Annotated in this window: 23 protein-coding genes and 2 tRNA genes; 6 read left to right on the top strand and 19 right to left on the bottom strand. The window is 70.2% G+C overall.

All coding sequences use genetic code 11. From position 1 onward, the window contains the following. Positions 1-38 precede the first annotated feature (38 nt). On the bottom strand, positions 39-2,918 hold the full coding sequence (gene leuS / locus ACGFZQ_RS03010; protein ID WP_393838882.1) for a leucine--tRNA ligase: 2,880 nt from the start codon (positions 2,916-2,918) through the stop codon (positions 39-41). A gap of 426 nt (positions 2,919-3,344) precedes the next feature. Between leuS and ACGFZQ_RS03005 the strand changes: the two genes are divergently transcribed. After that, positions 3,345-4,655 (top strand): cytochrome b/b6 domain-containing protein, encoded by a 1,311-nt coding sequence (locus tag ACGFZQ_RS03005; RefSeq protein ID WP_393838881.1) that lies wholly within the window; start codon positions 3,345-3,347, stop codon positions 4,653-4,655. Beyond that, positions 4,652-6,262, top strand: coding sequence for an NADH-ubiquinone oxidoreductase-F iron-sulfur binding region domain-containing protein (locus ACGFZQ_RS03000; RefSeq protein ID WP_351691257.1), 1,611 nt, complete (start codon positions 4,652-4,654; stop codon positions 6,260-6,262). Before ACGFZQ_RS03005 ends, ACGFZQ_RS03000 begins: the two co-directional genes overlap by 4 nt. Positions 6,263-6,418: 156 nt before the next feature. Here ACGFZQ_RS03000 and ACGFZQ_RS02995 read toward each other — a convergent pair. Next, positions 6,419-6,491 (bottom strand) — tRNA-Ala (locus ACGFZQ_RS02995). Between the two features lie 113 nt (positions 6,492-6,604). On the opposite strand from ACGFZQ_RS02995, the gene ACGFZQ_RS02990 reads away from it, so the two are divergent. Next, positions 6,605-7,816 carry a glycosyltransferase 87 family protein gene (locus ACGFZQ_RS02990; protein WP_393838880.1) on the top strand — a complete coding sequence of 404 codons (1,212 nt, stop codon included), beginning with the start codon at positions 6,605-6,607 and terminating at the stop codon, positions 7,814-7,816. Here the strand turns inward: ACGFZQ_RS02990 and ACGFZQ_RS02985 are convergent. The 3 genes from ACGFZQ_RS02985 to ACGFZQ_RS02975 all read right to left on the bottom strand — a co-directional run bounded on the left by ACGFZQ_RS02985 (position 7,795) and on the right by ACGFZQ_RS02975 (position 9,744). After that, the gene (locus tag ACGFZQ_RS02985; RefSeq protein ID WP_006136074.1) at positions 7,795-8,028 is read right to left on the bottom strand and encodes a hypothetical protein; all 234 of its coding nucleotides are present in this window, start codon (positions 8,026-8,028) and stop codon (positions 7,795-7,797) included. The genes ACGFZQ_RS02990 and ACGFZQ_RS02985 overlap by 22 nt on opposite strands. Before the next feature lie 3 nt (positions 8,029-8,031). Continuing rightward, complete coding sequence (locus ACGFZQ_RS02980; protein ID WP_107483215.1) at positions 8,032-8,205, bottom strand: hypothetical protein; 174 nt, start codon at positions 8,203-8,205, stop codon at positions 8,032-8,034. Positions 8,206-8,274: 69 nt separating this feature from the next. Further along, positions 8,275-9,744 carry an MFS transporter gene (locus ACGFZQ_RS02975; RefSeq protein ID WP_393838879.1) on the bottom strand — a complete coding sequence of 490 codons (1,470 nt, stop codon included), beginning with the start codon at positions 9,742-9,744 and terminating at the stop codon, positions 8,275-8,277. Positions 9,745-9,868: 124 nt separating this feature from the next. Here ACGFZQ_RS02975 and ACGFZQ_RS02970 point away from each other — a divergent pair, with 124 nt between their 5' ends. Next, complete coding sequence (locus ACGFZQ_RS02970) at positions 9,869-10,780, top strand: helix-turn-helix transcriptional regulator (protein ID WP_393838878.1); 912 nt, start codon at positions 9,869-9,871, stop codon at positions 10,778-10,780. A gap of 62 nt (positions 10,781-10,842) precedes the next feature. Here ACGFZQ_RS02970 and ACGFZQ_RS02965 read toward each other — a convergent pair. The 7 genes from ACGFZQ_RS02965 to ACGFZQ_RS02935 form a co-directional block, all read right to left on the bottom strand. After that, positions 10,843-10,915 (bottom strand) — tRNA-Ala (locus tag ACGFZQ_RS02965). Between the two features lie 136 nt (positions 10,916-11,051). Then, the gene (locus ACGFZQ_RS02960; RefSeq protein WP_393838877.1) at positions 11,052-11,720 is read right to left on the bottom strand and encodes a histidine phosphatase family protein; all 669 of its coding nucleotides are present in this window, start codon (positions 11,718-11,720) and stop codon (positions 11,052-11,054) included. Continuing rightward, positions 11,720-12,163 (bottom strand): ribosome silencing factor, encoded by a 444-nt coding sequence (gene rsfS, locus ACGFZQ_RS02955; RefSeq protein WP_351748969.1) that lies wholly within the window; start codon positions 12,161-12,163, stop codon positions 11,720-11,722. The genes ACGFZQ_RS02960 and rsfS overlap by 1 nt, the downstream gene beginning before the upstream one ends. Positions 12,164-12,259: 96 nt before the next feature. Next, the gene (locus tag ACGFZQ_RS02950; RefSeq protein ID WP_393838876.1) at positions 12,260-13,984 is read right to left on the bottom strand and encodes a LytR C-terminal domain-containing protein; all 1,725 of its coding nucleotides are present in this window, start codon (positions 13,982-13,984) and stop codon (positions 12,260-12,262) included. A 16-nt stretch (positions 13,985-14,000) separates the two neighbouring features. Next, positions 14,001-14,693 (bottom strand): nicotinate-nucleotide adenylyltransferase, encoded by a 693-nt coding sequence (nadD, locus tag ACGFZQ_RS02945; RefSeq protein ID WP_351748965.1) that lies wholly within the window; start codon positions 14,691-14,693, stop codon positions 14,001-14,003. Between the two features lie 69 nt (positions 14,694-14,762). Beyond that, entirely contained in the window at positions 14,763-14,930 is a 168-nt protein-coding gene (locus ACGFZQ_RS02940; RefSeq protein WP_351692895.1) for a hypothetical protein, read from the bottom strand. Positions 14,931-15,106: 176 nt separating this feature from the next. After that, positions 15,107-15,268 carry a hypothetical protein gene (locus ACGFZQ_RS02935; RefSeq protein WP_393838875.1) on the bottom strand — a complete coding sequence of 54 codons (162 nt, stop codon included), beginning with the start codon at positions 15,266-15,268 and terminating at the stop codon, positions 15,107-15,109. 101 nt (positions 15,269-15,369) lie between these two features. Between ACGFZQ_RS02935 and ACGFZQ_RS02930 the strand changes: the two genes are divergently transcribed. Next, the gene (locus tag ACGFZQ_RS02930) at positions 15,370-16,512 is read left to right on the top strand and encodes a M48 family metallopeptidase (RefSeq protein WP_393839230.1); all 1,143 of its coding nucleotides are present in this window, start codon (positions 15,370-15,372) and stop codon (positions 16,510-16,512) included. A 10-nt stretch (positions 16,513-16,522) separates the two neighbouring features. Here the strand turns inward: ACGFZQ_RS02930 and ACGFZQ_RS02925 are convergent, their stop codons facing one another. From ACGFZQ_RS02925 to proB, 5 genes are all read right to left on the bottom strand, one after another. Beyond that, the gene (locus ACGFZQ_RS02925; RefSeq protein ID WP_393838874.1) at positions 16,523-17,593 is read right to left on the bottom strand and encodes a hypothetical protein; all 1,071 of its coding nucleotides are present in this window, start codon (positions 17,591-17,593) and stop codon (positions 16,523-16,525) included. 89 nt (positions 17,594-17,682) lie between these two features. After that, complete coding sequence (locus ACGFZQ_RS02920; RefSeq protein WP_393838873.1) at positions 17,683-18,294, bottom strand: hypothetical protein; 612 nt, start codon at positions 18,292-18,294, stop codon at positions 17,683-17,685. A 124-nt stretch (positions 18,295-18,418) separates the two neighbouring features. Then, positions 18,419-19,705: a glutamate-5-semialdehyde dehydrogenase gene (locus tag ACGFZQ_RS02915; RefSeq protein WP_393838872.1), complete on the bottom strand. Its 1,287-nt coding sequence runs from the start codon at positions 19,703-19,705 to the stop codon at positions 18,419-18,421. A gap of 87 nt (positions 19,706-19,792) precedes the next feature. Further along, positions 19,793-20,221 (bottom strand): hypothetical protein, encoded by a 429-nt coding sequence (locus ACGFZQ_RS02910; protein ID WP_189261483.1) that lies wholly within the window; start codon positions 20,219-20,221, stop codon positions 19,793-19,795. 124 nt (positions 20,222-20,345) lie between these two features. After that, on the bottom strand, positions 20,346-21,452 hold the full coding sequence (proB, locus tag ACGFZQ_RS02905; RefSeq protein WP_393839229.1) for a glutamate 5-kinase: 1,107 nt from the start codon (positions 21,450-21,452) through the stop codon (positions 20,346-20,348). Between the two features lie 234 nt (positions 21,453-21,686). Between proB and ACGFZQ_RS02900 the strand changes: the two genes are divergently transcribed. Continuing rightward, the gene (locus ACGFZQ_RS02900; RefSeq protein WP_393838871.1) at positions 21,687-23,084 is read left to right on the top strand and encodes a polysaccharide pyruvyl transferase family protein; all 1,398 of its coding nucleotides are present in this window, start codon (positions 21,687-21,689) and stop codon (positions 23,082-23,084) included. A gap of 33 nt (positions 23,085-23,117) precedes the next feature. On the opposite strand, the gene ACGFZQ_RS02895 is transcribed toward ACGFZQ_RS02900, so the two are convergent. After that, positions 23,118-24,278: a glycosyltransferase family 2 protein gene (locus ACGFZQ_RS02895; RefSeq protein WP_393839228.1), complete on the bottom strand. Its 1,161-nt coding sequence runs from the start codon at positions 24,276-24,278 to the stop codon at positions 23,118-23,120. 385 nt (positions 24,279-24,663) lie between these two features. After that, positions 24,664-26,748, bottom strand: coding sequence for a hypothetical protein (locus ACGFZQ_RS02890; protein WP_393839227.1), 2,085 nt, complete (start codon positions 26,746-26,748; stop codon positions 24,664-24,666). Between the last annotated feature and the right edge of the window lie 83 nt (positions 26,749-26,831).

Below are 26,831 nucleotides of genomic sequence, written 5' to 3'. Positions count from 1 at the left end.
CTGCCCTTAGGGGACCGCCCGGAGGCGGCCCGTGGCCGTTACGCCGTGACGATGTTCACCAGCTTCGGCGCGCGGACGATCACCTTGCGGATGCCCGCGCCGTCCAGCGCCGCCACGACCTTCTCGTCGGCCAGCGCCGCCTTCTCCAGCTCCTCGTCGGAGATCGCCGGCGGCACCTCCAGACGGGCCTTGACCTTGCCCTTGATCTGCACGACGCAGGTCACGGTCTCGTCCACGACGTAGTCCGGGTCGGCGACCGGGAAGTCCCGGTGCACGACCGAGTCGCTGTGCCCCAGCTTGCGCCACAGCTCCTCGGCGACGTGCGGGGCCAGCGGCGCGATCATCAGCACCAGAGGCTCGGCGACCGTACGCGGCACCGAGCCGCCCGCCTTGGTCAGGTGGTTGTTCAGCTCGGTGACCTTGGCGATGGCGGTGTTGAAGCGCAGGCCCTCCAGGTCCTGGCGGACGCCGTCGATCGCCTTGTGCAGAGCACGCAGCGTGGCCTCGTCGGCATCGGCGTCGGTGACGGTGGCCTCACCGGTCGCCTCGTCGACGATGACGCGCCACAGCCGCTGCAGCAGCCGGAACTGGCCGACCACCGCGCGCGTGTCCCACGGCCGGGAGACGTCCAGCGGACCCATCGCCATCTCGTACAGGCGCAGCGTGTCGGCACCGTACTCGGCGCAGATCTCGTCCGGAGTCACCGCGTTCTTCAGGGACTTGCCCATCTTGCCCAGCAGCCGGGTGACCTTCTCGCCCTGGTAGTAGTAGGCACCGTCCTGCTCCTCGACCTCGGCTGCGGGCACCGGGAAGCCGCGGCCGTCGCGGTAGACGTAGGCCTGGATCATGCCCTGGTTGAACAGCTTGTGGAACGGCTCAACGGACGAGACGTGCCCCAGGTCGTACAGGACCTTCGACCAGAAACGGGCGTACAGCAGGTGCAGCACCGCGTGCTCGGCGCCGCCGACGTACAGGTCGACACCGCCGTGCGGCATGCCCTGGCGGGGACCCATCCAGTACCGCTCGATCTCCGGATCGACCAGCTGCTGGTCGTTGTGCGGGTCCAGGTAGCGCAGCTCGTACCAGCAGGAACCGGCCCAGTTGGGCATGGTGTTGGTCTCGCGGCGGTACTTCCTCGGCCCGTCGCCCAGGTCCAGGGTGACGTTGACCCATTCCTCGTTGCGCGACAGCGGCGTCTCGGGCTGGGTGTCCGCGTCCTCCGGGTCGAAGGTGCGCGGCGAGTAGTCCTCGACCTCCGGCAGCTCCAGCGGCAGCATCGACTCGGGCAGCGCGTGGGCGACGCCGTCCTCGTCGTAGACGATCGGGAAGGGCTCGCCCCAGTAGCGCTGGCGGCTGAACAGCCAGTCGCGCAGCCGGAAGTTGACGGTGCCCTCGCCGATGCCCTTGCGGGCCAGCCACTCGGTGATGCGGGCCTTGGCCTCGGCGACCGGCAGACCGTCCAGCTTGATGTCGTCGTTGGAAGAGTTGATGATCTCCGCGTCGTAGGAGCCGAAGGCGTCCTCCCACGTCGAGGTGTCGGTGCCGCGGCCGTCGGTCGGTTCGACGATGCAGACGATCGGCAGCTCGAAGGCGCGCGCGAACTCGAAGTCGCGCTGGTCACCGGCCGGGACGGCCATGATCGCGCCGGTGCCGTAGCCCATCAGCACGTAGTCGGCGACGAACACCGGGATCTTGTCGCCGTTGACCGGGTTGGTCGCGTACGCGCCCGTGAAAACGCCGGTCTTGTCCTTGGCCTCGGCCTGCCGCTCCACATCGGACTTGGCGCCGGCCTGCGCGCGGTACGCGGCCACGGCCTCGGCGGGCGTCGCGTGGCCGCCGGTCCACACGCCGTGGGTGCCCTCGGGCCAGGCGGCCGGGACGAACTTGTCGACCAGCGGGTGCTCGGGTGCCAGCACCATGTAGGTCGCGCCGAACAGGGTGTCGGGGCGCGTGGTGAAGACGGTGATCTTCTCGCCGTCGATCGGGAAGTCGACGCGGGCGCCCTCGCTGCGGCCGATCCAGTTGCGCTGCTGCAGCTTGATGGCCTCGGGCCAGTCCAGCTCGTTCAGGTCGTCCAGCAGCCGGTCGGCGTAGGCGGTGATGCGCATGTTCCACTGGCGCAGCTTGGCCTTGAAGACGGGGAAGTTGCCGCGCTCGGAGCGTCCGTCGGCGGTGACCTCCTCGTTGGCCAGCACGGTGCCCAGCCCAGGGCACCAGTTGACCGGCGCGTCCGAGGCGTAGGCCAGGCGGAACTCGCCCAGCACGTCGCCGCGCTCGGTTGCGGTCAGTTCGTTCCACGCGCGCGTGTGGCCCGGTACGGCTCGCTCACCGGACTCGAACTGGGCGATCAGCTCGGAGATCGGGCGGGCCTTGTTCGCCTCGTCGTCGTACCAGGAGTTGAAGATCTGCAGGAAGATCCACTGGGTCCACTTGTAGTAGTCCGGGTCGATCGTGGCGAACGACCGGCGCTTGTCGTGGCCCAGGCCCAGCCGGCGCAGCTGGGCCTTCATGTTCTCGATGTTGGACTCGGTGGACACCCGCGGGTGCGTGCCGGTCTGCACGGCGTACTGCTCGGCGGGCAGGCCGAAGGCGTCGAAGCCCAGGGTGTGCAGGACGTTGTGGCCGTTCATCCGCTGGAAGCGGGCGAACACGTCCGTGGCGATGTAGCCCAGGGGGTGGCCGACGTGCAGTCCCGCCCCGGACGGGTACGGGAACATGTCCATGATGAACTTCTTGGGCCTGGCGACCACCTCGGGGTCGCCGGCCAGGTCGCCCTTGGGATTCGGCGCCGCGTACGTGCCGTCGGCGTCCCAGAAGTCCTGCCAGCGTGCCTCGATCTCGGCCGCCAGGGCGGCCGTGTAGCGGTGCGGCGCGGCCTCCGCCGACGTGGCGGCGGCAGCGGGGTTCGTCTCGCTCATGATCCTCAAAGCTCCATCGATCGTCTCTGCCTGCGGCTGTGACTTGCTAGAAACGAAAAATCCCCTCGCACAGGAGGGGACGCCGCGCCGATGCCGACCGGCCGTTTGTTCCGGCGGTCGGGACTGATCAGCGCGGCCCGCTAAGCAGAAGGCGTACGGCACGCATGGCGTCAGGGTACCGCAGCACTTGAGCAAGCCGCGACGCGCTTACGTATCAACGGTTGACACGTACGTCTAAGGCGACAACCGGGACGAGAGTTGAACCAGGTTCAAAACTTACTTCGCGTAACAACCACTAAGGGACACCACAAGGCCCGCATTGCCCTTTGATAACAACGCAATAACTCAAACCTCGTACTGATCGGTATGGCGCCACTTAGGCTGCGGCACCGGGACCGCTTTCCCGAACTGCTCGGAGTTGCCCCCATGAACCCTCGTCGTAGTAACAGCTCGCTCCCCAAGCCAGGCCGCTCGGCCTGGGGGGTGGCGTCCGCTGTCGTTCTGTTGCTCATACCCGTGGTCGTGCTGACCGGAGGCAGCCAGTTCCAATCGTTCCTGAACTTCGGCGCGGGCGTGCTCTCGCTCGTCTCGCTGAGCTGCTCGGTGATCTGGGGCCTGGTCGCACAGGACCGCATCTTCCTCAACACCCGCCAGCGGATCGTCGGCCAGGCGGTGCACCGGACGACCGCAGTCGCCTCGATCGCGTTCCTGCTGGTGCACATCGTCACGAAGATCGCTCTCGATCACACCGTGGTGATCGCCGCGATCATCCCGTTCTCGCTCGGCGTCACCGGAAGCGCCGGACTGATCGGGCTCGGTTCGCTGGCCGGACTGCTGATGATCTTCGTGGGTGTCACCGGCGCCCTGCGGAGCAATTTCGCCGCCCCGGCCGTGGTGGCGGCCCGCTGGCGGGCCATGCACATGCTGGCCTACCCGGCCTGGTGCGCCGCGCTGATCCACGGCCTGTTCGCGGGCCGCGCGGCGAAGCCCTTCTTCATGATCTCGTACGAGCTGTGCCTGGTCGGCGTTATGGGCGCGCTGGCGCTGCGCGCCGCCCCGCGCCCGTTCAAGCGCAAGGTCGCCGACCGTCTCGTCTCCATCCTGGGCAGCTCGGAGCGCCCCGACCTGGACGAGCTGGACGCCAGCCGCGCCCGGGTGGGCGAGTCCGGCCTGCCGGGCTACGACGGCGGGCGTGAACGCGAACGCGAGCCGAGGCCCTCGCGAGCCGACGCCGGGGCCACGCAGTCCAACCCGCTGTTCCCGACCGGGATGCCGACCCCCGAGCCGGCCTCCGGCTTCGCGGCCGCCTACCGGGCCACCTCCACGCCCGGACAGCCCCAGCCCCAGTCGCAGTCGCCGTTCGCGGCAGGTCAGACCGCACGCATGGAGCGGCTGGACCTCCAGGCCACCGAAGCCTTCCCGCGCGTGGACGGCCCCGGCAGCACCTCGGGCACCTGGCCGGTCCCGTCCCCGCCGCCGGTCGGCGAAGCGCCCCCCTCGGCGTACGACCCACTCCAGGACACCGGATACAACATCCCGGTCTATGGCAATCCGGGCGTCGGCGGACCGGGCGGACGTGATGTGTACGACACGGGTGAGACGAACCCCGGCTACGGCACGTACAACTCGAACGACACGTACAACAGCGGTCCCGCCAACGAACCAGCGCCCGGCGCGTCCTTCGACGCACCGGGTTCGGGCGAACCTTGGAACACGCCTTCCGGAGGCTATAGGTGAACGAGGCCCTGCCCGACGTCCCAGAAGTCCGCGTGGTCGGCCTTCCGCAGCTCACGTCGGGCTTCGACCTTGTCGAAAGACTCGATCTGCCCATGCACCTCAAGGTGCACGGGCCGCTTGAGCCCTTGGGCGGGGAGCAGCTCGCGCAGCTCTCCGAACGCATCAACCTGAAGGGCCGCGGCGGCGCGGGCTTCCCCTTCCACAAAAAGCTGCGCTCGGTCGCCGAAGCGGCGATCAAGCGCGGTGTCCGGCCGGTGGTCGTCGTCAACGGCAGCGAGGACGAGCCGGCCTGCCGCAAGGACACGGTGCTGATCAACCGTGCCCCGCATCTGATCCTCGACGGCGCGCTGCTGTGCGCCGAGGCGCTGGGTGCCCGCACGCTCGTGGTGGGGGTCACCCGGGAGTCCACACAGCGCTCCATGGAGCAGGCGCTCGCCGAACGCGGTCTGAGCACCGGCCGCCGTTCGGCCCTGAAGGCGTTCGTCCAGCGCAACCCGGTGCGGATGGTCACCGGCGCGGCGGCGTCGCTGGTCCGCTCGATCGACGGCGGCCCGGCGATCCCGCCCGGCCGCAAGACCAGCGCCTCCCAGAACGGCGTCGGAGGCGCGCCCACGCTGCTGTCGAACGCGGAGACGTTCGCGCAGCTGGCGATCGCCGCCCGTATCGGCCCGGAGCGTTACGGCAACACCGGTCTGTACGACGAGCCGGGCACCGTCATGCTGACGGTCTCCGGCGCGGTCGCCCGTCCCATGGTGATCGAGGTGCCCACGGGTGTGCCGCTGCGCTACGTCCTGCAGTTGGCCGGCGCCCCGCCGGTGCCGCAGGGTGTGCTGACCGGCGGCTACCACGGCAAGTGGATCGACGCGGCGACGGTCAACGAGGCGATCGTCTCCCGCAACTCCCTGGACGCGGTGGGAGGTGCGCTGGGCGCCGGCGCGATCCTGCCGATCACGCAGGACACCTGTCCGCTGGGCGAGTCGCTGCGGGTCGCCCAGTGGCTGGCGGAGGAGAGCGCGGGACAGTGCGGTCCCTGCTACCTCGGCCTGCCGGCGGCCGCGCGCGGCATGGAGGACATCCTCAACGGCGGCGGACCGGCCGCTCTGGAGGCGCTCAAGCAGGTCGCGAAGAACGTGAAGCGGCGCGGCGCGTGCTCGCACCCGGACGGCTCCGCGATGTTCCTGGAGTCGACGATCAAGGCGTTCACCGACGACCTGGCCGCGCATGTCCTCGGAAACGGCTGCGGACGGCCCGTGGAAGGCGTTCTGCCGCTCTTCGAGGACGGCAAGCTCCCCACCGGCATCCCGGGCGGCGGAGAGCCCGAGGAGACCAGTGGCAGCCGTCAGAAGATCTACGTCGACTGGACGCTGTGCCGGGGCCACGGTCTGTGCGCGGACATCCTCCCGGAGGTCTTCGAACTGGGCGCGGACGGTTTCCCGACGGTGGCTCAGGCGAAGGTGCCGCGGTTCGCGGAGGCCAAGGCGCTGCGCGCGGTGCGCCGCTGCCCGGCGCTCGCGCTGCGTCTCGAGGAGGACACCCGCTCCCAGGCGCCGGCCAAGAACCTTCCGGTTCTCTCGCAGGGCCGCGGCCGCCGGGCCCTCGGCCGCTGACCGCACCAGCATCACGTGTAAGGCGGGCCACCCGGTCGGGTGGCCCGCCTTACACGTGGCACGAGTTTTCCCGGCGCCCGTCTCCGATGTTTCCGAATGTTTCCCAACAACGTCGAAGGCGGACCATCCATCCGGACGGTCCGCCTTCGACTTCTGTGGAGCTAAGGAGAATTGAACTCCTGACCTCCTGCATGCCATGCAGGCGCTCTACCAACTGAGCTATAGCCCCGCGTTTCGCTCCGCCGGGTTTCCCTGGCGGCGACGCCAACATTACACGGTCGACAGGGTGCACCACCAAATCGTTTCCGTTCTGTACGGATACGGACGCTAGTGTCGGACTTCGTGACCGTGATCGTGTTCTCCGAGACCCGGCGCCGGGTGCCGGCGGCCCTGGGGACGTGCCTCTTGTCGTTCACGGCATTCTGGGCGGCTCAGCGGGCCGCTCACGTGTCGATGATCGACCTGATGGTCTACCGGGCGGAGGGGGCGACCGTCCTCGCGGGCGGCGACCTCTACGCGCTGCGTACGACGGCCGCTCATCTGCCGTCCACCTACCCGCCGTTCGCGGCGCTGCTGTTCACCCCGCTGACGCTGCCGGACGTCCCGACCATGCGGACGCTGGCGACGGCCGGGAACCTCGTTCTCCTGGTGGTGTTCGTCGCGCTTTCGCTGCGGCTCGCCGGGCACGCGCGCGTGGAGGGCGTGCTGTGGGTCGCGGCGGCGGCGGTGTGGTGCGAGCCGGTGTGGACGACCGTGCGCTACGGGCAGGTCAATCTGCTGCTGGCCGTGCTGGTCCTGTGGGATCTGTCACGTCCTCCGGCCGAACGGCCGGGCCGCTGGGCGGGGGTGGGCGTCGGGCTCGCGGCCGCGGTCAAGCTGACGCCCGCCCTGTTCGCGGTGTTCCTGCTCGCCACGGGCCTGATGGCACGCCGCAGCGGCCGGGACGGGGGGCCGTGGCTGCGGCACGCGCGCGGGGCGGCCGCCGCCTTCGCGGGGGCGACCCTGCTGGCGGCGGCCGTCCTGCCGTACGACTCGTGGCGGTTCTGGACCGGCATGGTGTTCCGGACGGGGCGGGTGGGGCGGGCCGAGGAGACCGCGAATCAGGCCCTGCGCGGCGTTCTGGCGCGCTTGCTGCACACTCCTGAGCCGGGAGCGCTCTGGACCGCCGCAGCGGCCCTGACGGCCGTCCTGGGGCTCTCGGTGGCGGTCGCCGCGGAGCTGCGCGGCAGGCGGGGCTGGGCGGTGGCCGGGTGCGCGGTGACCGCGCTGCTGATCAGTCCTGTGTCCTGGTCGCACCACTGGGTGTGGTGCGTGCCCGTGGTGCTGCTGCTGTGGACGCGCGGGCACCGGGCGGCGGCCGCCGGCACCCTGCTGGTCTTCTGCTCGTACGCCCTGTGGTGGGTGCCACACCGGCACGGACGGCCCGAACTGCATCAGAACGCCGTCGACTTGACGTTGTCGGCGCTCTACGCGGTCAGCGGACTGCTGTTCCTGGCGCTCGCCCGGACATCGTTGCCGAAGCCGGGCGCCGCTCAGGCCGTGACGAACGAGTAGAACCGCTTGAGCGTGCAGTGCTCCTCGAGAAGACGGCCGTAGATCGGCTCGCCCTCCAGTTCACGGTAGGTCTCGATCGGGTCGCCTTTTATGATCAGCGCCCGAGCGCATTCCTCGCACCAGTACTGGTAGTCGGGGTTGATCGGCTCCATGTCGCGGACGATCGGGGTACCGCTCCCGCACCAGTCGCACTTTCGCCTGTGTGCACCCATCGATCAGCTCCAGCTGTGGCCGCAGGCCGTGCACACGTAGGAGATCCCGCCGTTGTCGCCCAGCACTTGGGCCACATGTACGGAACCGCAGGAAGGGCAGAGCAGCCGGGTGATCGTATCCCGTATCAACGCCGCACCGAGGAGGTGGCCGCCCTCCTCAAGGATGCTCGCAGGCATCGCTACTCCCTCCCGTCGGGCCGCGCCCCCTTCCGGCCGTTTGATTCTGCCACGGCCGGACCAATACGGTCAGCGACGCCTCAGTACCAGTCCGGACACGGCACCCGCGGCCGCCGTCGCGGCGAGCGTCCATGCGCAGGCTGACAGCGCCTCCGCAGAGGTATACGCCCCCGGCGCCCCAAGTGACTCAAGCCGGTTCAAGAACAGTGTGCCGAATGCGGCGACGCCGATGAGCTGGCCGAGCTGGGTGACGGTCGCCAGGAGGCCACTGGCGTCCGCCGCGTCCTCGGGGCGCACGGTTGCGAGCGCGCCCGTGAGTGTCGGACTGAAGGCGAGCGCGAGCCCCACACCCACGCCGGCGTACGCCGCGTAGAGCTGCGCGCCCCCGTCGCCGCCGTCGTGGAAGGCCAGCCCGACGCCGGCGACGGACAGCGCCGTCAGCGCGAAACCGGCCGGGGTCAGCGCCCGCTGCCAGGAGGCGGGCCACCTGCGCCAGGTCAGAGCGACCGCACCGAAGACGACGGCGGTCGGCGCGAAGGTGAGTCCGGCACGCAGCGCGCCGTAGCCGAGGCCGCCCTGAACGTGCAGGGTGAGGGCGAAGAGGAGTCCGGCGTTGACGGCCATCACGGCGAGGATGCGGAAGACGGCCAGGCCCATGCCGGGGTGGCGCAGCACCCGGGGTGCGACGATCGGGGCGCCCCCGCGCCGGGCGAGCCGGGACTCGTAACCGCAGAACAGTGCGAACAGGAGCACGGCGGCCGCCAGGGACAGCCAGGACCACAGCGGCCAGTCCTCCTCCTGGCCGAGCACCAGCGGAACCGTCAGCAGCGACACGGCGGCCCCCAGCAGGACCAGGCCGGGCAGGTCCAGGCCGCGCGCCCGCTCCGGTCCGGATCCGGCGCCCGCCGGCAGGACGCGCCTGCCGAGGACGAGGAGTACGGCGCCGACCGGCACGTTGACGAGGAACACCGGCCGCCAGCCGGTGCCGAACATGTCCGCGCTGACCAGGACGCCGCCGATGGTCTGGCCGGCCGCGGCGCCGACCGCGAGGACCGCCGAGTAGGCGCCGAGCGCCCGGATGCGGGCCTCGCCGGTGAAGGTGCGCTGGATGATGCTGAGGACCTGCGGGATCATCAGCGCCGAACCGGCGCCCTGCACCAGCCGGAACACGATCAGCTCGGTGGCCCCCTGCGCCAGGCCGCAGGCCAGGGAGGCCGTCGTGAACAGCGCGAGTCCGGCGAGGTGGACCCGGCCGTGGCCGAGCCGGTCGCCGAGGCGGGCGCCGGTGATCAGCAGCACGGAGTAGGTGATGGCGTAGCCGGCCACGACCAGTTGCAGGTCGGCGCCGGAGGCGTGCAGTTCGGAACCGATGGTGGGGGCCGCGACGTTCACGATGAAGACGTCCAGCACGGCCATGAACAGAGCCGCGAGAACGACCGCGAGGAGCAGCCGGGGCCGGTTGTCAGTGCCGGGTGCTTCACTTTTCGCAGGGGTTCGAGCGGGTGCGGGACCGGATCCCGTCCGGGATGTCGTCGTCATGCGTCCGAGCGTGGCCAGGGGCCGGTACGGGTGCCGAGAGCCCGCCGATGCTGGTACTGGCAGCACCTGGCAGAGGGCGGGTGCGGCGCCCACGATGGAGGACGTGACGACGGGGGACGTGACGATGAGGACGACAGCACACCGCCGCAGGCCGGAGCTGGCGGCGTTCCTGCGCAGCAGGCGGGCCCGGGTGACACCGGCCGACGTGGGGATGGCGCCGGGGCTGCGGCGGCGTACTCCGGGGCTGCGCCGGGAGGAGGTCGCCCAGCTCTCGGGCGTGGGGGTGACCTGGTACACGTGGCTGGAGCAGGGCCGGCCGATCAACGCGTCGCCGCAGGTGCTGGACGCGGTGGCGCGGACGCTGCGGCTGGATGCTCCGGAGCGGGAGCATCTGTACCGGCTGGCGGAGGTGCCGTACGCGGCGGCGCCGGAGGGTCTGTCCCAGTCGGTCGGCGCGGAGGTGCAGGGCATCATCGACGCCCTCGATCCGCTGCCCGCGGTGGTGTACACGTCGCGGTACGACGTGCTGGCCACCAATCCCGCCTACCGGGACCTGTTCCTGGTGCCGGAGACGGTGCGGATCGGTGTGCCGAATGTTCTGTGGACGTTGTTCACGGTGTCGGAGGAGGCCTGCCCGGTGGTGCACCTGGAGCGTGAACTGCCGGTGATGGTGGCGACCCTGCGCTCCTGTTACGGCAGACATGTCGGCGAGCCGGCCTGGGAGGAGTTCATACGGGCGTTGTCCGGGGCGAGTGCGTACTTCGCCCGGTTGTGGGCGAGCGGTGCGGTGGCGCAGCCGGGGCCGCGGGTGAAGACGTTCCGTCATGAGGCGGTGGGCGAGCTGCGGATGACGTCGCAGTCGCTGTCGATCGACGGGATACCGGAGTCCCGGATCGTCGTCTACACGCCGGAGGACGAAAGGACGCGGGAGCAGGTCGCGTTGCTGCGGGAGCGCAGGCAGCGGCTGTGGCCGGTGTCCGGCCCCGAGGCCGCCGAGATCATCCGGGAGTGGAACACACGAAATCCCGCCCTCTGAAAAGAGGACGGGATTCTCTCACCGATCTTTGACAACTCGACAGTGTCTGGAGTGTCGATCTGTGGAGCTAAGGAGAATTGAACTCCTGACCTCCTGCATGCCATGCAGGCGCTCTACCAACTGAGCTATAGCCCCTCGTGTTCTTCCCGTCTTTCCGCTCGGCGGGGCGAACAAGAAGAACTTTAGCCTGCGACCTGCCGGAAAGTGAAATCCGGGTCCGGGGGCGGGACGGGCGGCCGCAGGACCGTCGGCCGACGGCCGATAAGGGCTCTCAGTCGTCGTCGCCGAGGACGGGCTCCGGGAGGGTGCCCGCGTTGTGCTCCAGGAGCCGCCAGCCGCGGGCGCCTTCGCCGAGCACGGACCAGCAGCAGTTGGTGAGGCCGCCGAGGCTCTCCCAGTGCTGGGACTCCAGGCCGAGGAGGCGGCCGATGGTGGTGCGGATGGTCCCACCGTGGCTGACCACCACGAGGGTGCCGTCCTCGGGGAGCTTCTCGGCGTGCCGGAGCACGACGGGAGCGGCCCGGTCGGCGACCTCGGTCTCCAGTTCGCCGCCGCCGCGGCGGACCGGCTCGCCGCGCTTCCAGGCGGCGTACTCGTCGCCGTGGCGGGCGATGATCTCCTCGTGGGTGAGGCCCTGCCACACGCCCGCGTAGGTCTCGCGCAGCGCCTCGTCGCGGATCACGTCGAGGCCGGTGAGCTCGGCGAGCTGGGCGGCCGTGTCGGCGGCCCGCCGCAGGTCGGAGGAGACGATCGTGTCGGGACTCAGGGAGGCGAGCAGGCGGGCCGCGCGGCGGGCCTGGCCGATGCCGGTCTCGGTGAGCTCGACGTCGGTGGAGCCCTGGAAGCGGCGCTCCACGTTCCAGAGGGTCTGGCCGTGCCGCCACAGGATGATGCGGCGGCCGCGGCCCGTGCGGTCGGTGACCTCGCCCGTGGCGCTCATCACCACTCCCCGCCCGGTTCGCCGGCGTCGTCGGCGGCCTGCAGCTCTGCGTGGGCCGCGGCCTTGCCGCGGGTGGCCTTGGCGTCGGCGGGCAGCTCGATCTCGGGGCAGTCCTTCCACAGCCGCTCCAGGGCGTAGAAGACGCGCTCCTCGCTGTGCTGGACGTGGACGACGATGTCGACGTAGTCGAGCAGGATCCAGCGGGCGTCGCGGTCGCCCTCGCGGCGTACCGGCTTGGCGCCGAGTTCCTTCTGGAGGCGCTCCTCGATCTCGTCGACGATCGACTTGACCTGGCGGTCGTTGGGCGCGGAGGCCAGCAGGAAGGCGTCCGTGATCGACAGGACGTCGCTGACGTCGTAGGCGATGACGTCGTGGGCGAGCTTGTCGGCGGCCGCCTGGGCGGCGGCGGTGATGAGCTCGAGGGAACGGTCGGTGGCGGTCACTACTTGGCTTTCCGTCGGCGGTCGTTTGACCTCAAGGGTCTCACGGACCGCCGGGCGCACCCCACGTGATTACCGCGTCACGTGGGGTGCGGGGGCTCAGGACGAGGACGGCTTGTAGTCCTGGCCGAGGACGACCGAGACGTCGGCGCCCGAGCCGACCGTGCCCTTGGCGACGGCTCCGGTGCCCAGGCCGAGGGTCTTGGCGACCTCGGTGGCGTTCTCCTTGTCGGCGGCGTCGGAGTACAGCACCTTGGAGGTGGCCTGGGTGCCGGAGGCCGTACCGCCTTCCAGGAAGGTGTAGCCGCCGTTGACGAGGACCACGCGGGCCTTGTCGGTGTTGTCCTTGGCGCCGCTGGCGTTCTGGACGGAGACCCGGACCGCGGCGTCCGCGGAGGGGCTCTTGGCGGTGCCGCCGAGGATGTCCTTGACCACGCTGGAGCTGGTCTGGGCGCTGAGGGTGCCGTCGCTCTGCACGGGCAGCAGGGCGGTCTTGTAGTCGCCGCCCTTGGCGAGGTCGGCGAGCTTGGCGAGGAAGGTGCCGAGGTCCTTGTCGGTCAGCGAGGGGTCGAGGATCTGCGCGAGGGTCTGCACGGTGACCGTGGCCGCCGAGGAGTCGGAGGACATCTTGCGCAGCACGCCCTGCATGACCTGCCCGAACCGCTCCAGCTGGGCGTTCTGGGCCTCGCCGGAGGCGCGGTAGGTGGCGTAGGCGACGGCGGCCTTGCCGCTGAGGGTCTGGTCCTTGCCCTTGCGGACCAGGGGCGCCTCGCTCTTCTTCTTGGCGTCCGGGTCGGGGACGTCGGCGTTGGTGTCGATGTCGATGTTGCCGACGAGTTCGACGAGGTTCTGCAGGTAGGGGGTGTCCAGGCGCCAGGTGCCCTCGATGTTGGTGCCGAGGACGGTGTCGAGCTGGTCGCGGGTCCCGGAGGAGCCGTCGTCGCCGACGGACTTGGCGAGGGTCGTGGTGGTGCCGTCGTCGTCGGTCATGGCGAGCGAGTTGGGCAGCAGGACGGTGGTGCCCTGCTTGGTGGTGGTGTTGTCGACGAGAAGCGCGGTCGAGGTGCCGCCGCCGCTGGTGTTGTGCAGGTGGACGACGACCACGTCGCGTTTCTGGGCGGCCGCGGACGTCGTCGTGCCGCCCTTGGAGCCGGAGGAGGACAGACCCGGCAGCTTTCCGGCGTACCAGAGGTAGCCGGCGCCGCCGACGGCGACCAGAACGAGGACGACGACCAGGGCGATCGTGCGGCTGCGGGCGCGACGCTTGGCCTCTTCGCGGCGCTCGGTGCGGTTCTCGGTGAAGTTCAGCCAGTCGATGACGTCCTCGGAGTCACCGTCCGGGACCTCGACGAACGCGAACTGCTCGGTGTGGTAGTCCCGTTCGTCCCCCGGGGCCTGCCGGGGCCCGGCGGGTTCCCCGACAGGCCCGGCCTGCTGCGGGATGTGCGCGGTCTGCTCGGCGACCCGGGGCTGCCTGCCGCTGGTGGCGGCCTGCCCGTAGGGGTCGTAGGCGGCCTGGCCGCCGGTGCCGTACGGGTCGTAGGCGGGCGTGACCGGCTGCTGCCCGGTGTCGTGAACGGGGGGGACGGGGGCCTGCTGCCCGGTCTCGTACGACGGCGGGCCCTGCCGGCCGGGGTCGTACGGCTGCGTGCCCTGCCGGCCGTCTCCGGCGTACGGGTCGTAGCCGTAGCCCTGTCCGGCGTACGGGTCGTACGTCTGCTGTTGTTGTGCCGGGATCTGGCGGTACACCGGCTGCCCGTACTCGTCGTAGCCGACGAGTTCGTACTGGTCGCTTCCGTAGCCCGCGTCGTATCGGTCGTTCACCGGTGCCCCTCTCGGCTCACTCGCCGCGGTACAGCTCGCGCTTGTCGATGTAGCGCACGACTCCGTCCGGCACCATGTACCAGATGGGGTCGCTCTTGGCGACTCTCGCACGGCAGTCTGTGGAGGAGATGGCGAGCGCGGGAACCTCCACCAGCGAGACGCCGCCCTCCGGGAGACCGCGGTCGGTCAGCTGGTGGCCTGGCCGGGTGCAGCCGATGAAGTGGGCCAGGGAGAAGAGTTCCTCCGAGTCCCGCCAGGTGAGGATCTGGCCCAGGGCGTCGGCGCCGGTGATGAAGAAGAGGTCGGCGTCGGGGTTGAGGGCGCGCAGGTCGCGCAGGGTGTCGACGGTGTAGGTGGGGCCGCCGCGGTCGATGTCGATACGGCTGACGGAGAACTGCGGGTTCTCCGCGGTCGCGATCACCGTCATCAGGTAGCGGTCCTCGGCCGGTGAGACCTTGCGGTGGGTCTTCTGCCACGGCTGCCCGGTCGGCACGAACACCACCTCGTCGAGGTGGAACTGGGCGGCGACCTCGCTGGCCGCCACGAGGTGCCCGTGGTGGATCGGGTCGAACGTCCCGCCCATCACACCGAGCCGGCGTTTGCCGGTGTGCGCGGGGCCCGCCGGGGTGTACCGCGGGGTCGTCACCGTGTCCTCGGCGGCATCGGCCGCGTCATTCGCCGGACCGGTAGGCATGTCCTGCTCTCCCATGCGTGCAGACCCTACCGGCCCGGCCCGTGGGCCCCGTCCCGAGGACGGGTGCCGGGCTCGGCCGCCGGCTCAGCGGTCGCGGTTGAAACGGGTGGTGATCCACAGCAGGAGCAGCAGGATGATGAACGCGCTGCCACCGGTGACGAGCGGGTTGAGGCTGTTGTGGTTGCCGCCGTGCTCCTCGCCCTCGGCGGCGAGGGTGACCAACTGGGCAGCGGCGCTGTGAAGATTCATCATCTGCGGCAGGACCTATCGCGTGTGGACGGGATAAAGACGTCGGCCCATCGTATGCGGGCGGCCCGGCGACGATCACGCCGACTCCTCCGTTGAGCCGACTCCTCGGGTCCGCCGGGCCGGCTCCTCGGTCACGCCGGCTCCGTCGGCCGCACCGGGCGGGGAACGATCCCGGCGGCTCAGTCGTCCTTCTGTCTGTACCCGCGCAGCAGGAACCAGGCGGTCAGCGCGCAGCCCAGGAACATGACGATCAGAACGACCCGCAGCAGGTCGCCCGAGCCCTGTTGCTGGGCGGCGGTCGCGGCCTGGGTGAGCCAGGCGGCTCGGGGGTTGTGCTCCATGAGGCACTCCTTCGGCTGTACTGCCCGTCCACGGTATCTCCGCCTAGGCTGGGCCCTGCTTCGGGGGCACGGTGGGCACACTCACGCACATGGGGGATGACATGTCCGACGACGGCCACGAGCGGAACGGGCACGAGCGGGTGCCGAGCAGGCAGCGCAGGCGGTTCCCGGGGATCTCCTCGCGCGCGTACGAGCATCCGGCCGACCGTTCGGCCCTGGTGGCGCTGCGCAAGCTGAGCGGCTTCGACACGGTCTTCAAGGCGCTCAGCGGGCTGCTTCCGGAGCGGAGCCTGAGGCTGCTGTTCCTGTCCGACTCGGTCCGTGTGTCGGACCAGCAGTTCGCACACCTGAACGACATGTTGCGGGACGCCTGTTACGTCCTGGACCTGGAGAAGGTCCCGCCGATGTACGTCAACCAGGACCCGCAGCCCAACGCGATGTGCATCGGCCTGGACGAGCCGATCATCGTCGTCACCACCGGGCTCGTCGAGCTGCTCGACGAGGAGGAGATGCGTGCGGTCGTCGGGCACGAGGTGGGGCACGCGCTGTCCGGGCATTCGGTGTACCGCACGATCCTGCTGTTCCTGACAACCCTGGCGCTGCGGGTCGCCTGGATCCCGCTGGGCAATCTCGCGATCATGGCGATCGTGACGGCGCTGCGGGAGTGGTTCCGCAAGTCGGAGCTGTCCGCCGACCGGGCGGGGCTGCTGGTGGGGCAGGATCCGCGGGCCTCGATGCGCGGCCTGATGAAGATCGCGGGCGGCAACCATCTGCACGAGATGAACGTGGACGCGTTCCTGCAGCAGGCCGAGGAGTACGAGGCCGGGGGCGATCTGCGCGACTCGGTGCTGAAGATCCTGAACGTGCTGCCGCGCTCGCACCCGTTCACCGCGGTCCGTGCGGCCGAGCTGAAGAAGTGGGCCGAGTCCCGCGACTACCAGCGGATCATGGACGGTCACTATCCGCGGCGGGACGGGGACAAGGACACCTCGGTCAGCGACTCGTTCAAGGAGTCGGCGGCGAGCTACGCGAGCGATGTGAAGAGCTCCAAGGACCCGCTGATGAAGCTGGTCTCGGACATAGCGGGCGGGGCCGGCGGCCTGGGCGGCCGGGTCAAGCGCGGCTTCGACGGGTTCACGAGCCCGGCGCCCCGCAAGGACGCTGCTTCTAAGGACGCTCCCCCGCAGGACACCCCGCCGCAGGACGGTCCCGCGCAGGAGACTCCCCCGCGGGACGAGGAGTAGCGGGGGCTCGTCAGACCTTGGGTTCGGCCCCGGCGGCCAGCGTCCCGCACAGGGCGGTGGCGCTGTCCGTGGCGTACGGGTTGGTGCCCGCCGGGCCGCCCGCCCTGGCGCTCTCGCCGGCCAGCAGCGGGTGCAGGTGGTCGGCGGAGTCCCCGGAGCAGGACAGCGGGCCGGCCTGGACGTAGGAGACGACCAGCTGGGCCTGGCGCAGGCGCAGGTCGTCCCGGTCGAAGCGGAAGGTCAGCTCGCGGCGGACGGTGAACAGGGAGACCTGGGAGCCGGCCGGGGCGCCGGTGGCGCGCAGCGCGTAGACGACGGTGTGGTCGGCGGTGACCTCCAGGGTGGCCGAGTCGGTCTCGGTGGCCTGCATGCTGCCCTGGATGCGGATCTTCGGATCGGCGAGCTCGGTGCGGGTGGGGTCGAAGCGGACCAGCCATCCGGTGGGCGCGTGCCGGCCGTCCGCCGCGGGGTGGTCGAGGCTCTGGTCGAACTGGTCGAGCTGCCCGGGGTCGAGCAGCACCCGCGCGGGCCGCACCTCGCTGCTGTCGAGGACCTCGGGGTAGAGCGCGGAGCGGACGATGTAGTCCTTGGCCGTGGTCAGGGCGGTGACGACCTGGCTGTCGGAGAAGTGCGCGGTGCTGCGGGCAGGCGGCAGCGGTATCCCCTCGGCGCCGACCTCGTACTGTGCGGCGGGGCTGTGCGCGAACAGGGTCTCGGCATCCGCGGCGCCGGGCACCTTGCCCTGCGGGGCGAGCGGGACGACGGTCATCCGCAGGGGTTCGACGGGCCGCTGGGCCTCCTGGGTGCCGTAGGGGTGGCGGACGCCCATGTAGATCGCGGTGCCGAAGGCGACGAGGATCAGCAGGACGAGGATCAGGGCCTGCCGGGTGAGGCCCCGGCGCAGGGGCGGGCGGCGGCGTACGGCGGGCGCGTGGTCGGCCATGCGTTCGCGCGCGGAGGATTCCTGGAGGCGGGCAGCGCGAACGAACGATTCGTCGAAGACGACGGATCGGTATTCGTCCTCTCCACCCACGGGGCCGCCCTCGGGTGTCCCCTCAGGTGGGTCCACAGGCCCGCCCATACTCTCAGAGTAGGTCTCGGAAGCCTCAGGTAAACGCCCAGCTACACGACAACTTCTGACAGGTTCTCACCAGAACGGGCAATCGCCGCTCAAGGGGTGCGCGGGACCGCGGAGACCGCCGACTGGGCGGGCTGGGAGTACTCGGCGGACGCGGAGGGTGCCGCCGCGGTGCCCTGTTCCAGGCCGGTGGAGGGGGGCCTGGGCACCTGGTCGCGGCTGCCGCCCGAGGAGGCGCCGCGGTAGACCGCCGCGAAGGCCAGCGCGACCATGCCGATGCCCATGACGACGGCGAGCACCCAGGCGACGGGACGGTGCCAGCGGACGTGCTTGCCGTACGTCCCCGCAGCGCCGTACCGGTCTTCGAGTGTGTCGGGGTCGTCCAGGTCGTCGAGGTCGGCGCCGTGGCCGAAATCGGGGCCGTCGGGACCATAGCCGTCGTCGTAGCGCTCGCCTCTGCCATGGGCGCGGCGGGCCTCGGCCTCGGAGGCCTCGGCTCTGGCCTGTGCGGCGGCAAGGAGGCGTTCGACCGCGGTCGGCTCGTGGATCACGGCCGCCTTCACGAAGGCCTCGTCGAAGACCACGGCGTCGAACTCTTCGTCCGACATCCCGCGGTCATGGTCGTCGTCGGGCTCCCAGCCGTCAGGGAACGGCGTGCCCCCCACGTCCTCCGGCACGGATCCAGAGTAGACCTGGGGGGTCAATTTGGGCAGACGGTATGGAAATTCATAGGCCCTGTGAGACGCCTCTCACGCCTGCGCGGGGCCCCTGTACGCCCTTCCGCGCGCCCCCACGCCGTGGGGCGTGCGCGGCTGGGCCGTACGGGTGTCAGCGGCGGATGTGCCCGTCACCGGTGACGATGTACTTGGTGCTGGTCAGCTCCGGCAGGCCCATGGGGCCGCGGGCGTGCAGCTTCTGGGTGGAGATGCCGATCTCGGCGCCGAAGCCGAACTGGCCGCCGTCGGTGAAGCGGGTGGAGGCGTTCACGGCGACCGTGGTGGAGTCGACCAGCTGCGTGAAGCGGCGGGCGGCCTGCTGGGAGGTGGTGACGATCGCCTCGGTGTGCCCCGAGGTCCACAGCCGGATGTGCTCGACGGCCCGGTCGAGGGAGTCGACGACGGCGGCGGCGATGTCGTACGACAGGTACTCGGTCTCCCAGTCCTCCGGGACGGCCTCGACGACGGTCGCCTTGGAGTCCTTGGCGTAGGCCAGCACGCGTTCGTCGGCGTGGACGGTGACGCCGGCCCCGGCGAGGGCGTCCAGGGCGCGCGGCAGGAACTCGGGGGCGATGTCCTGGTGGACGAGGAGGGTCTCGGCGGAGTTGCAGACGCTGACCCGCTGCGCCTTGGAGTTGATCAGGATGTCGATCGCCATGTCGATGTCCGCGTGCGCATCGACGTAGACATGGCAGTTTCCGGTGCCGGTCTCGATGACGGGGACCTTGGACTCCATGACGACGGTCTGGATGAGGGAGGCGCCGCCGCGCGGGATGAGGACGTCGACGAGGCCGCGGGCACGCATCAGCTCGTGGACGGACTCGCGCCCTTCGCCGGGCACCAGCTGGACGGCGTCGGCGGGCAGCCCGGCGCCGCCGACGGCGTCGCGCAGGACGCGGACGAGGGCGATGTTGGACTCGTAGGCGGACGCGGAGCCGCGCAGCAGGACGGCGTTTCCGGACTTCAGACAGAGGGCGGCCGCGTCGACCGTGACGTTCGGGCGGGCCTCGTAGATGATGCCGACGACGCCGAGCGGGACACGGACCTGGCGCAGGTCGATGCCGTTGGGGAGGGTGGAGCCGCGGACCACCTCGCCGACCGGATCGGGCAGCTTCGCGACGTCACGGACGTCGGAGGCGATGGCACGGACCCGCTCCGGGGTGAGGGTGAGGCGGTCGACGACGGATTCGCTGGTGCCGTTCTCGCGGGCCTTGGCGACGTCCTTGGCGTTGGCCTCGACGATCTCGCTCGTACGGACCTCCAGGGCGTCCGCGATGGCGAGCAGCGCGTCGTCCTTCACGGCACGCGGCAGCGGCGCGAGGTCGGCGGCGGCTGCCTTGGCACGGTAGGCGGCCTGGGTGACCGGGGACATGGCGTCGTACGGCGAAAGCGTGGTCATGGGGGAAGGGTAGTGCGCGCCGGCGTCCCGTCCAGGCGTCATCCCATACCGCGAGACGGGATCAAAAGGGGGCAATAGCGGTCATGGTCAGAACGGGTGGATACCGACCGGTGTCGCCGGTGGCGGACCGTAGCCCTCGGCGATCCGCTGGTGGTAGGTGGTGCGGTCGATGACCTCCAGGCCGACGATCTCCCAGGCGGGCAGGCCGGCGGTCTGGCGGTGCTCGCCCCACAGGCGCAGCGCGACGGCGGCGGCGTCGTGGAGGTCGCGGGCCTCTTCCCAGTAGCGGATCTCGGCGTGGTCGCAGGCGTAGCGGCTGGTGAGGAGGAACGGGTGGTCGTGGGCCAGTTGTTCGAGTCCGCGGCGCAGTTCCGGCAGGGGGACCTCGGCACCGCAGACGCTGAGGGTGACGTGCCACAGACGGGGCAGGTCCTTCGGCTCCTCGTAGGTGTCCCCGGCCGCGACGCTCGTCAGAGCACCGCGGGACGCCGCAGCCCCAGGGCGCACTCGTCTCACGACGGCCTCCTTCAGCTGTGCTCGTGCGGAACGTGGTCCTGAGACAAAGTTGAGCAGGCCGCAAGGGTTCGTGTGGCGGTTTTACGGAACGTCCCCCACCGGGGGCCGTCGTTACGCCCCGTTTTTACGGGTGCAGGATCACCAGGTCGTCCCTGTGTACGACCTCGCGTTCGTACGCCGGGCCCAGCTCGCGCGCCAGCTCCCTGGTCGAACGCCCGATCAGCTGGGGGATCTCCTTGGCGTCGAAGCTGACGAGTCCGCGGGCGACCGCGCGTCCTTCGGTGTCGCGCAGCTCGACCGGGTCGCCCGCGGCGAACTCGCCCTCGACGGCGGCGATCCCGGCGGGCAGCAGCGATTTCCGGCCTTCGACGACGGCACGGACGGCGCCGTCGTCGAGGGTGAGCGAGCCCTGCGGGGTGGAGGCGTGCTGGAGCCACAGGAGGCGCTCTGCGGACCGTTTGCCGGTGGGGTGGAAGTAGGTGCCGGTGTCGCCGCCGGAGAGCGCGTCGGCGGCGCGCACGGCGCTGGTGAGGACGACGGGGATGCCCGCGGCGGCGGCGATCCGGGCGGCCTCCACTTTGGTGACCATGCCGCCGGTGCCGACGCCGGCCTTCCCGGCGCTGCCGATCTCGACGCCCGCGAGGTCCTCCGGGCCCTTCACCTCCGCTATCCGCGAGGTGCCGGGCCTGCCGGGGTCGCCGTCGTAGACGCCGTCGACGTCGGAGAGCAGGACCAGGAGGTCGGCGTGGACGAGGTGGGCGACGAGGGCGGCAAGGCGGTCGTTGTCGCCGAAACGGATCTCGTCGGTGGCGACGGTGTCGTTCTCGTTGACGACCGGCAGGGCGCCCATCGCGAGGAGTTTGTCGAGGGTGCGGGAGGCGTTGCGGTGGTGGGCGCGGCGGCTCATGTCGTCGGAGGTGAGCAGGACCTGGCCGACGCGGACGCCGTAGCGGGCGAAGGAGGCGGTGTAGCGGGCGACGAGCAGGCCCTGGCCGACGCTGGCGGCGGCCTGCTGGCGGGCGAGGTCCCTGGGGCGGCGGCGCAGCCCGAGCGGGGCGAGTCCGGCGGCGATCGCTCCCGAGGAGACGAGGACGACCTCCTTCTCTCCTCCGCTGCGGCTCTTGGCAAGGACGTCGACGAGCGCGTCGACCCGGTCGGCGTCCAGGCCGCCGGAGGCGGTGGTCAGTGAGGAGGAACCCACCTTGACGACGATCCTGCGGGCCTCGCTCACGGCCTGCCTTGCGCTTGCCACGTCCTGTCCCCACTTCCTTGCGCGTGGCAGCAATCTACGCGAAGCGGATGTGCCGGGGACGCGGCCGTCCAGCCCCCGGACAGGAGCACGCGCGGGCGTTGCGTAACTGCTCCCTCACGCCCCGCTCACGGCAAAAAGGTTGCACTGACTGCTTATAGAAATTGAAGCAAACGCAAAGTTAATTTGAAGTTTGTGTCATCTAAAGTTCGCAGCGTGAAGCGCATCCTCCTCAGATCGGGCAAGAGTCCCTACGACGTCGTCACCGTCGAGGAGGCCCTGCACCGGGACGTCATAGCCACCAACTCCGGCAACCTGATCTTCAGTGATGCCGCGCACAAGATTCTCGAGACACCGGACACCGAGGTCGTCTCGAACGGCATGCCCTCCGACGTCTCCGCCGCCGCACGCATCAACGACGAGTACGACGCCTTCGTCATCCCGCTCGCCAACGCCTTCCGCCCGTCCTTCGAAAGCGCGTTGAAGCGGATGACCCGGCTGATCTCGAAGCTGAGAATCCCGGTTGTCGTGCTCGGTGTCGGCGCGCAGACCGGAGTCGGCTACAACCCGGACCGGCTGAAGCGCATCGAGCCGACCGTGCGGGAGTTCTGCGCGGCGGTGCTGGAGCGCAGTGCGTCGATCGGTGTCCGGGGCGAGTTCACCGAGCAGTACCTGAGAAACATGGGCTTCAAGGACATCGAGGTCATCGGCTGTCCTTCGCTGTTCCTGTACGGCGACCGGCTCCCGGTGCACAAGAGGGCGCTGGAGTTGACGCCGGATTCGCGGATCGCGATCAACGGTTCGCACAGCGCGGTACGCACGCAGGGCCTGGACCGGATCATCACGCGCACCCACGAGCGCTACCCGCATCTGCGGTTCGTCGGCCAGAACCTGAGTGACGCGCGGCAGTTGCACTGGCGGGACCTGTCGGACCCGAACGCCGCGGTGACCGCGATGCCGACCCACCCGGACCATCCGATGTTCCGTGAGGACAAGGTGCGGGTCTACGTCGACCCGGTCACCTGGATCGATGATCTGCGGTCTTTCGACTTCTCCTTCGGTTCACGCATCCACGGCAACATCGCGGCGCTGCTCGCCGGCACGCCGGCCACCGTGCTGTGCGGTGACTCGCGGACGCTGGAGCTGTGCCGTTACTTCGAGATCCCGCACCTGCGGCTGGACCAGGCGGTCGAGGATCCCGATTCGGCGGACCCGGCGAAGCTGTACGCGGAGGCGGACTTCGGCGGGCTGGTCGGCGGCCACCGGGAGCGCTTCGAGCGGTTCACCGGGTTCCTCGACCGGAACGGTCTGGAGAACACCTTCACACACGGCGACGGCGGTGCGGCCTTCGAGGAGCGGATGCGCGCGCTGGCGTTCCCGGCGGGCATCCGCCCCTGGAACGAGGCGGATCTCGCCTCGCTCACCTCACGGTTCGGCTGGCTGCACAGCCGTATCGACGAACTGGCGCTGGACAACGTCAGGCTGCAGAAGGAACTGGCGCGCGCGGGGACCCGCGCCAAGGCGACGGTCGTCGTGCCGCCGCCCTCGGTCTACCGGCGGGCCCGGCGCGCCGTGGGCAAGCCGATCCGGCGGGCGCTGGGGACGGGCCAGTAGGCCGGCCGGCCTGACGGGGCGCCCGGCGCCCGGTCAGGCCGCCGCCGCTTTGACTTCCCGTGTCGGCAGCGATCTGCGGAGCCTGCGCAGGGCGCGCCGCAGGAAGGTGTTGGCCGCGTCCTCCCGGTAGCCCGCGACGGCGCGGGCCTCGCGGGCCTCGGCGAGGTAGATCCAGTCGGGAACGCCTGCCGTCCTGGAGCGGAAGTGCGGGTAGGAGAAATAGACGCGGGTGCCGCGCTTCTCCAGGAGGGCCCCGGCCTGCTTCTTGGCGCGTACGAACTCGACGACGTCCAGGAGGAGGTCGGGGCGCTGTACGGCTACCAGGTGGAGTCGCAGCCGTTCGTGGACCCTGAGGCGGCGGGCGATCTCCGGATTCCAGTGGGCGTCCATCAGCGGCTTGGCCAGCTCCAGCTTCTTCCGGCGCACTTCGTCGCTGTCCTTGAGGAACTTGGGACCGAACTGCGGGAGCAGGGTGACCAGGAACGGCCGGACCATGAGCGTGTCGCGACGCGGTCCGGCCGGGACCATGTCGGCGATCAGGTTCATCAGGGCGCGTGCGGAGTCGAAGCGGAGGGTGTAGCTGCCGCTCTTGGTGACGTGTTTGCCGTCCTCGCGGCCGACCAGGTAGTAGCAGGGGTAGTCGGCGACCACGGAGACGCCGTCTGCGCGCAGATAGGCCTCCATGGTGAACAGCGCGTCCTCGCCGGTCCACAGGGACTCGTCGAAACGCATGCCGTGCTGTTCGAGAAGTGCGCGGCGGAACAGCTTCTGCGCGCTGAGCGTGAACTTGATGTTGGACGAGAAGACGTCGGTGCGGTCGAGCGTCCGGCCCCACATGGACCGCGGGGGTGTGCGGTTGATCCCCTCGACCTTGCCGAGGACGACGTCCGTGTTGTTCTCGTCGGCCATGGCGACCATGCGGGCGAGGGCCTCGGGGCCGAGCCGGTCGTCGGCGTCCAGGAAGAAGACATAGCGGCCGGCGGCCTTGGCGAGGCCGACGTTACGGGGGCCGCTGGGGCCGCCCGAGTTCTCCTGGCGGATCACGGTGACCGGCATGGCCGCACGGTCCGCGAACTCCTCCAGGCACTCCCCCGTGCCGTCGGTGGACCCGTCGTCGACGGCGATGACCTCCATGCGTGCCGGGTCGAGGGTCTGGCGCTCCACGGAGGCCAGGCATTCGACGAGATACGGCATCGCTTCGTACGCCCCGATGATCACAGTCACATCAGGCTGCGCAACGACGGTCACGTTTCCCCCTAGTCAATGGTGCGTTCCCCCTGCGTCACCTCGATCGCAACGTGTTAGATGACCGGTCGGCACAACCGGTTGCCTTGGGGCACACTTCGAGTGGCGCATGTCACATGACGAGCAGCAAGCCGTGCGGTGTACAGCGGGTTACATCGGACAGTACGGACGTGCGGTAAGAGCTGCTCACCGGAAACCGCGAAGTATCGGTAAGAAGAAACGGCATAAATGGCTAAGCAGAGGTAAGAAGTCGCGCCCCGGGGGAACGTGGAGGGGGCTCGGTCCCGGGAGAACTTCCCGGGACCGAGCCCCCTCGACGTCGTGGTGCGAGCGGTCAGCCGGTGATGGTGCCCTCGGCCTCGCCGGCGGCCTTCAGCGGGTCTCCGGGCAGCACCTCGGCGAGTTCGGCCGCCTCGGGGTCACCGGCCGCGATCCGGGCCTCCTGGCCCAGGTTGCGGACCTCGGCCTTGCGGGCGAGCGCGGCGACCGCGGCGTTGAACTGCTCGATGGAGGTCGGCTCGTCCGGTCCCAGCAGATACTGCTTGAGCTCGTCCCGTTCCAGGGCCAGCGGATCGGCCGACGGATCGCGTACGGCGTCCAGCAGGGCGTCCAGTTCCTTGGCGCTGTTGGAGAGGATCACCGCGGCGCGTACGGCGGTGTTCGCCCGCTTGAACTCCTCCACGCCGACTTCGGCGGAGTCGGTGACGGCGTACGGCTTGCCGCTCGCGATGAAGTCGGAGACGACGCTGGAGATGTCGGAGACCATCGCGTCGGAGACGTTGAAGCAGTCGTACAGGCGTGGTTCGGCGCCGGTGACGACCCGGTGCTCGTGGTCGGGGAAGGACCGCCAGTGGGCGTCGTTCCACTCGGCGCGCAGCCGGGCGATCTCCTCGTGCTTCTTCAGGTCGACGACGTCGTCCCGGCTGGCCTCGGCCTCGTCGCGCTTCTCGCCGCCGGTGCCGGTCAGCTCGGCCAGGCGGGTCTCGATACGGGTCAGCTCGGCCCGCGCCGCCGTCTGGGCGGCCGTCTCGGCGGTGAAACGGGGGTCGGCGGCCCGCTGGGCGGCGGCCTTCTCGACGAGGGCGATGACGCGCCGGTGGGCGGCGCCGGCCTCGGCGCTGACGGTGCCGGTGAAGGGGTGCGGCTTGTAGAGGACGCGGACCGGCGGGTCGGCCTTGACCAGCTTCTTCACGATGTTCTCGCCGGCGAGCACGAGGGAGGTGTTGCCGGGGTTGCCGTCCCAGCCCTCCCAGGTGGGCGCGTAGAGGACGGTGGGGCAGCCTTCCTCGGCGGCGGCGCCCGGCCGGCTCTGGATGGGGGCCAGCTGCGGGCGGCCGACCTCGACGATGTCGTCGTCGCGGACACCGACGTCGGCGATGGCGTAACGGTCGCGGCCCGCGCGGCCGGCGGTCCACACCTCGTCGTAGACCTTGCTGAAGGGGTTGACGCTGGCCAGCTTGTCGCTGTCGCCGTGGCCGATGAAGACGTGCTTCATGGTGGGGACGCGCAGCAGGTGGATGTTCTTGCCGACGTTGGCCGCGTAGAGGGCGACACGGACCGTGGAGAGGTCGAGGTTCATCAGGTGCACACCGCCGGGCACACAGATGACGGGGGCGGTGGTCGGGGCGAGGTTCTGCAGGATGACCCGCTCGCGCAGCAGGACCAGCGGACGGGAGTCCAGCTGTTCCATGGTCTCCAGCCACATGTTGACCTGGTAGGCGGAGTCCTTGGAGCCGGAGAAGTACAGCACGGTCTCGGGCTTGTAGCGGCCCAGCCAGTCGTCGACGGCGGCCAGCACGGTGTCCGCGTTCGGCGGGGTCTTGCGGCCGCGTACGTACGGCATCAGCACCAGTACGTACCCGCAGCCCAGGGCGAGAGTGATCCCGATGCCGACGAAGCCGGCGACGGCGTCGTCCGTCATCGCCGAGACCAGCAGGCCCACGACGGCCGCGAGGTCGAGGTGGAGCATCTTCTCGGCGGAGCGGTCGAGCAGACCGCGCGGCGGGGCGTCCGGGATGCGGATGCGGGACTTCAGGTCGACGTTGCGGGTGGCGACGGGCATCCGGCGGCGGTTGCGGATCAGGGTGACCAGTGCGCCGTGCGGGGCCTGCAGGCCGTAGAAGGCGATGAAGCAGGCGATCGCGCCGTAGAAGATCAGGTCGTTCGACAGGGACATCCGGGCCAGCAGCAGGATCAGCAGCAGCTGCCGGATCAGGAAGCGGATCGACAGACCGGCCCGGACCTTGCTCAGGCGGTTGATGAGGTAACTGCCCTTGCGGTGCAGGTAGTGGTCCGCCAGGTACGTGACGGCGGCCGCGGCCGCGAAGGCGTAAACGCTCGGGACGAGCGCGGCGATCATGAGTACGGGGAAGCCCAGCATCATGAGTGCCGCCGCGGCCAGCTCGGCCGCGCTGCCCACCCGGGCGACGCGAATAGCGGTGGATATCACGGAGAACCTTTTGCTGACAAAAAGGCCGGAATTAGACCTTGCGGACGATCTGG

Source organism: Streptomyces sp. NPDC048254 (assembly GCF_043201895.1).
GTDB lineage: Bacteria > Actinomycetota > Actinomycetes > Streptomycetales > Streptomycetaceae > Streptomyces.
This window is presented reverse-complemented; position numbering and strand designations above follow the sequence as displayed.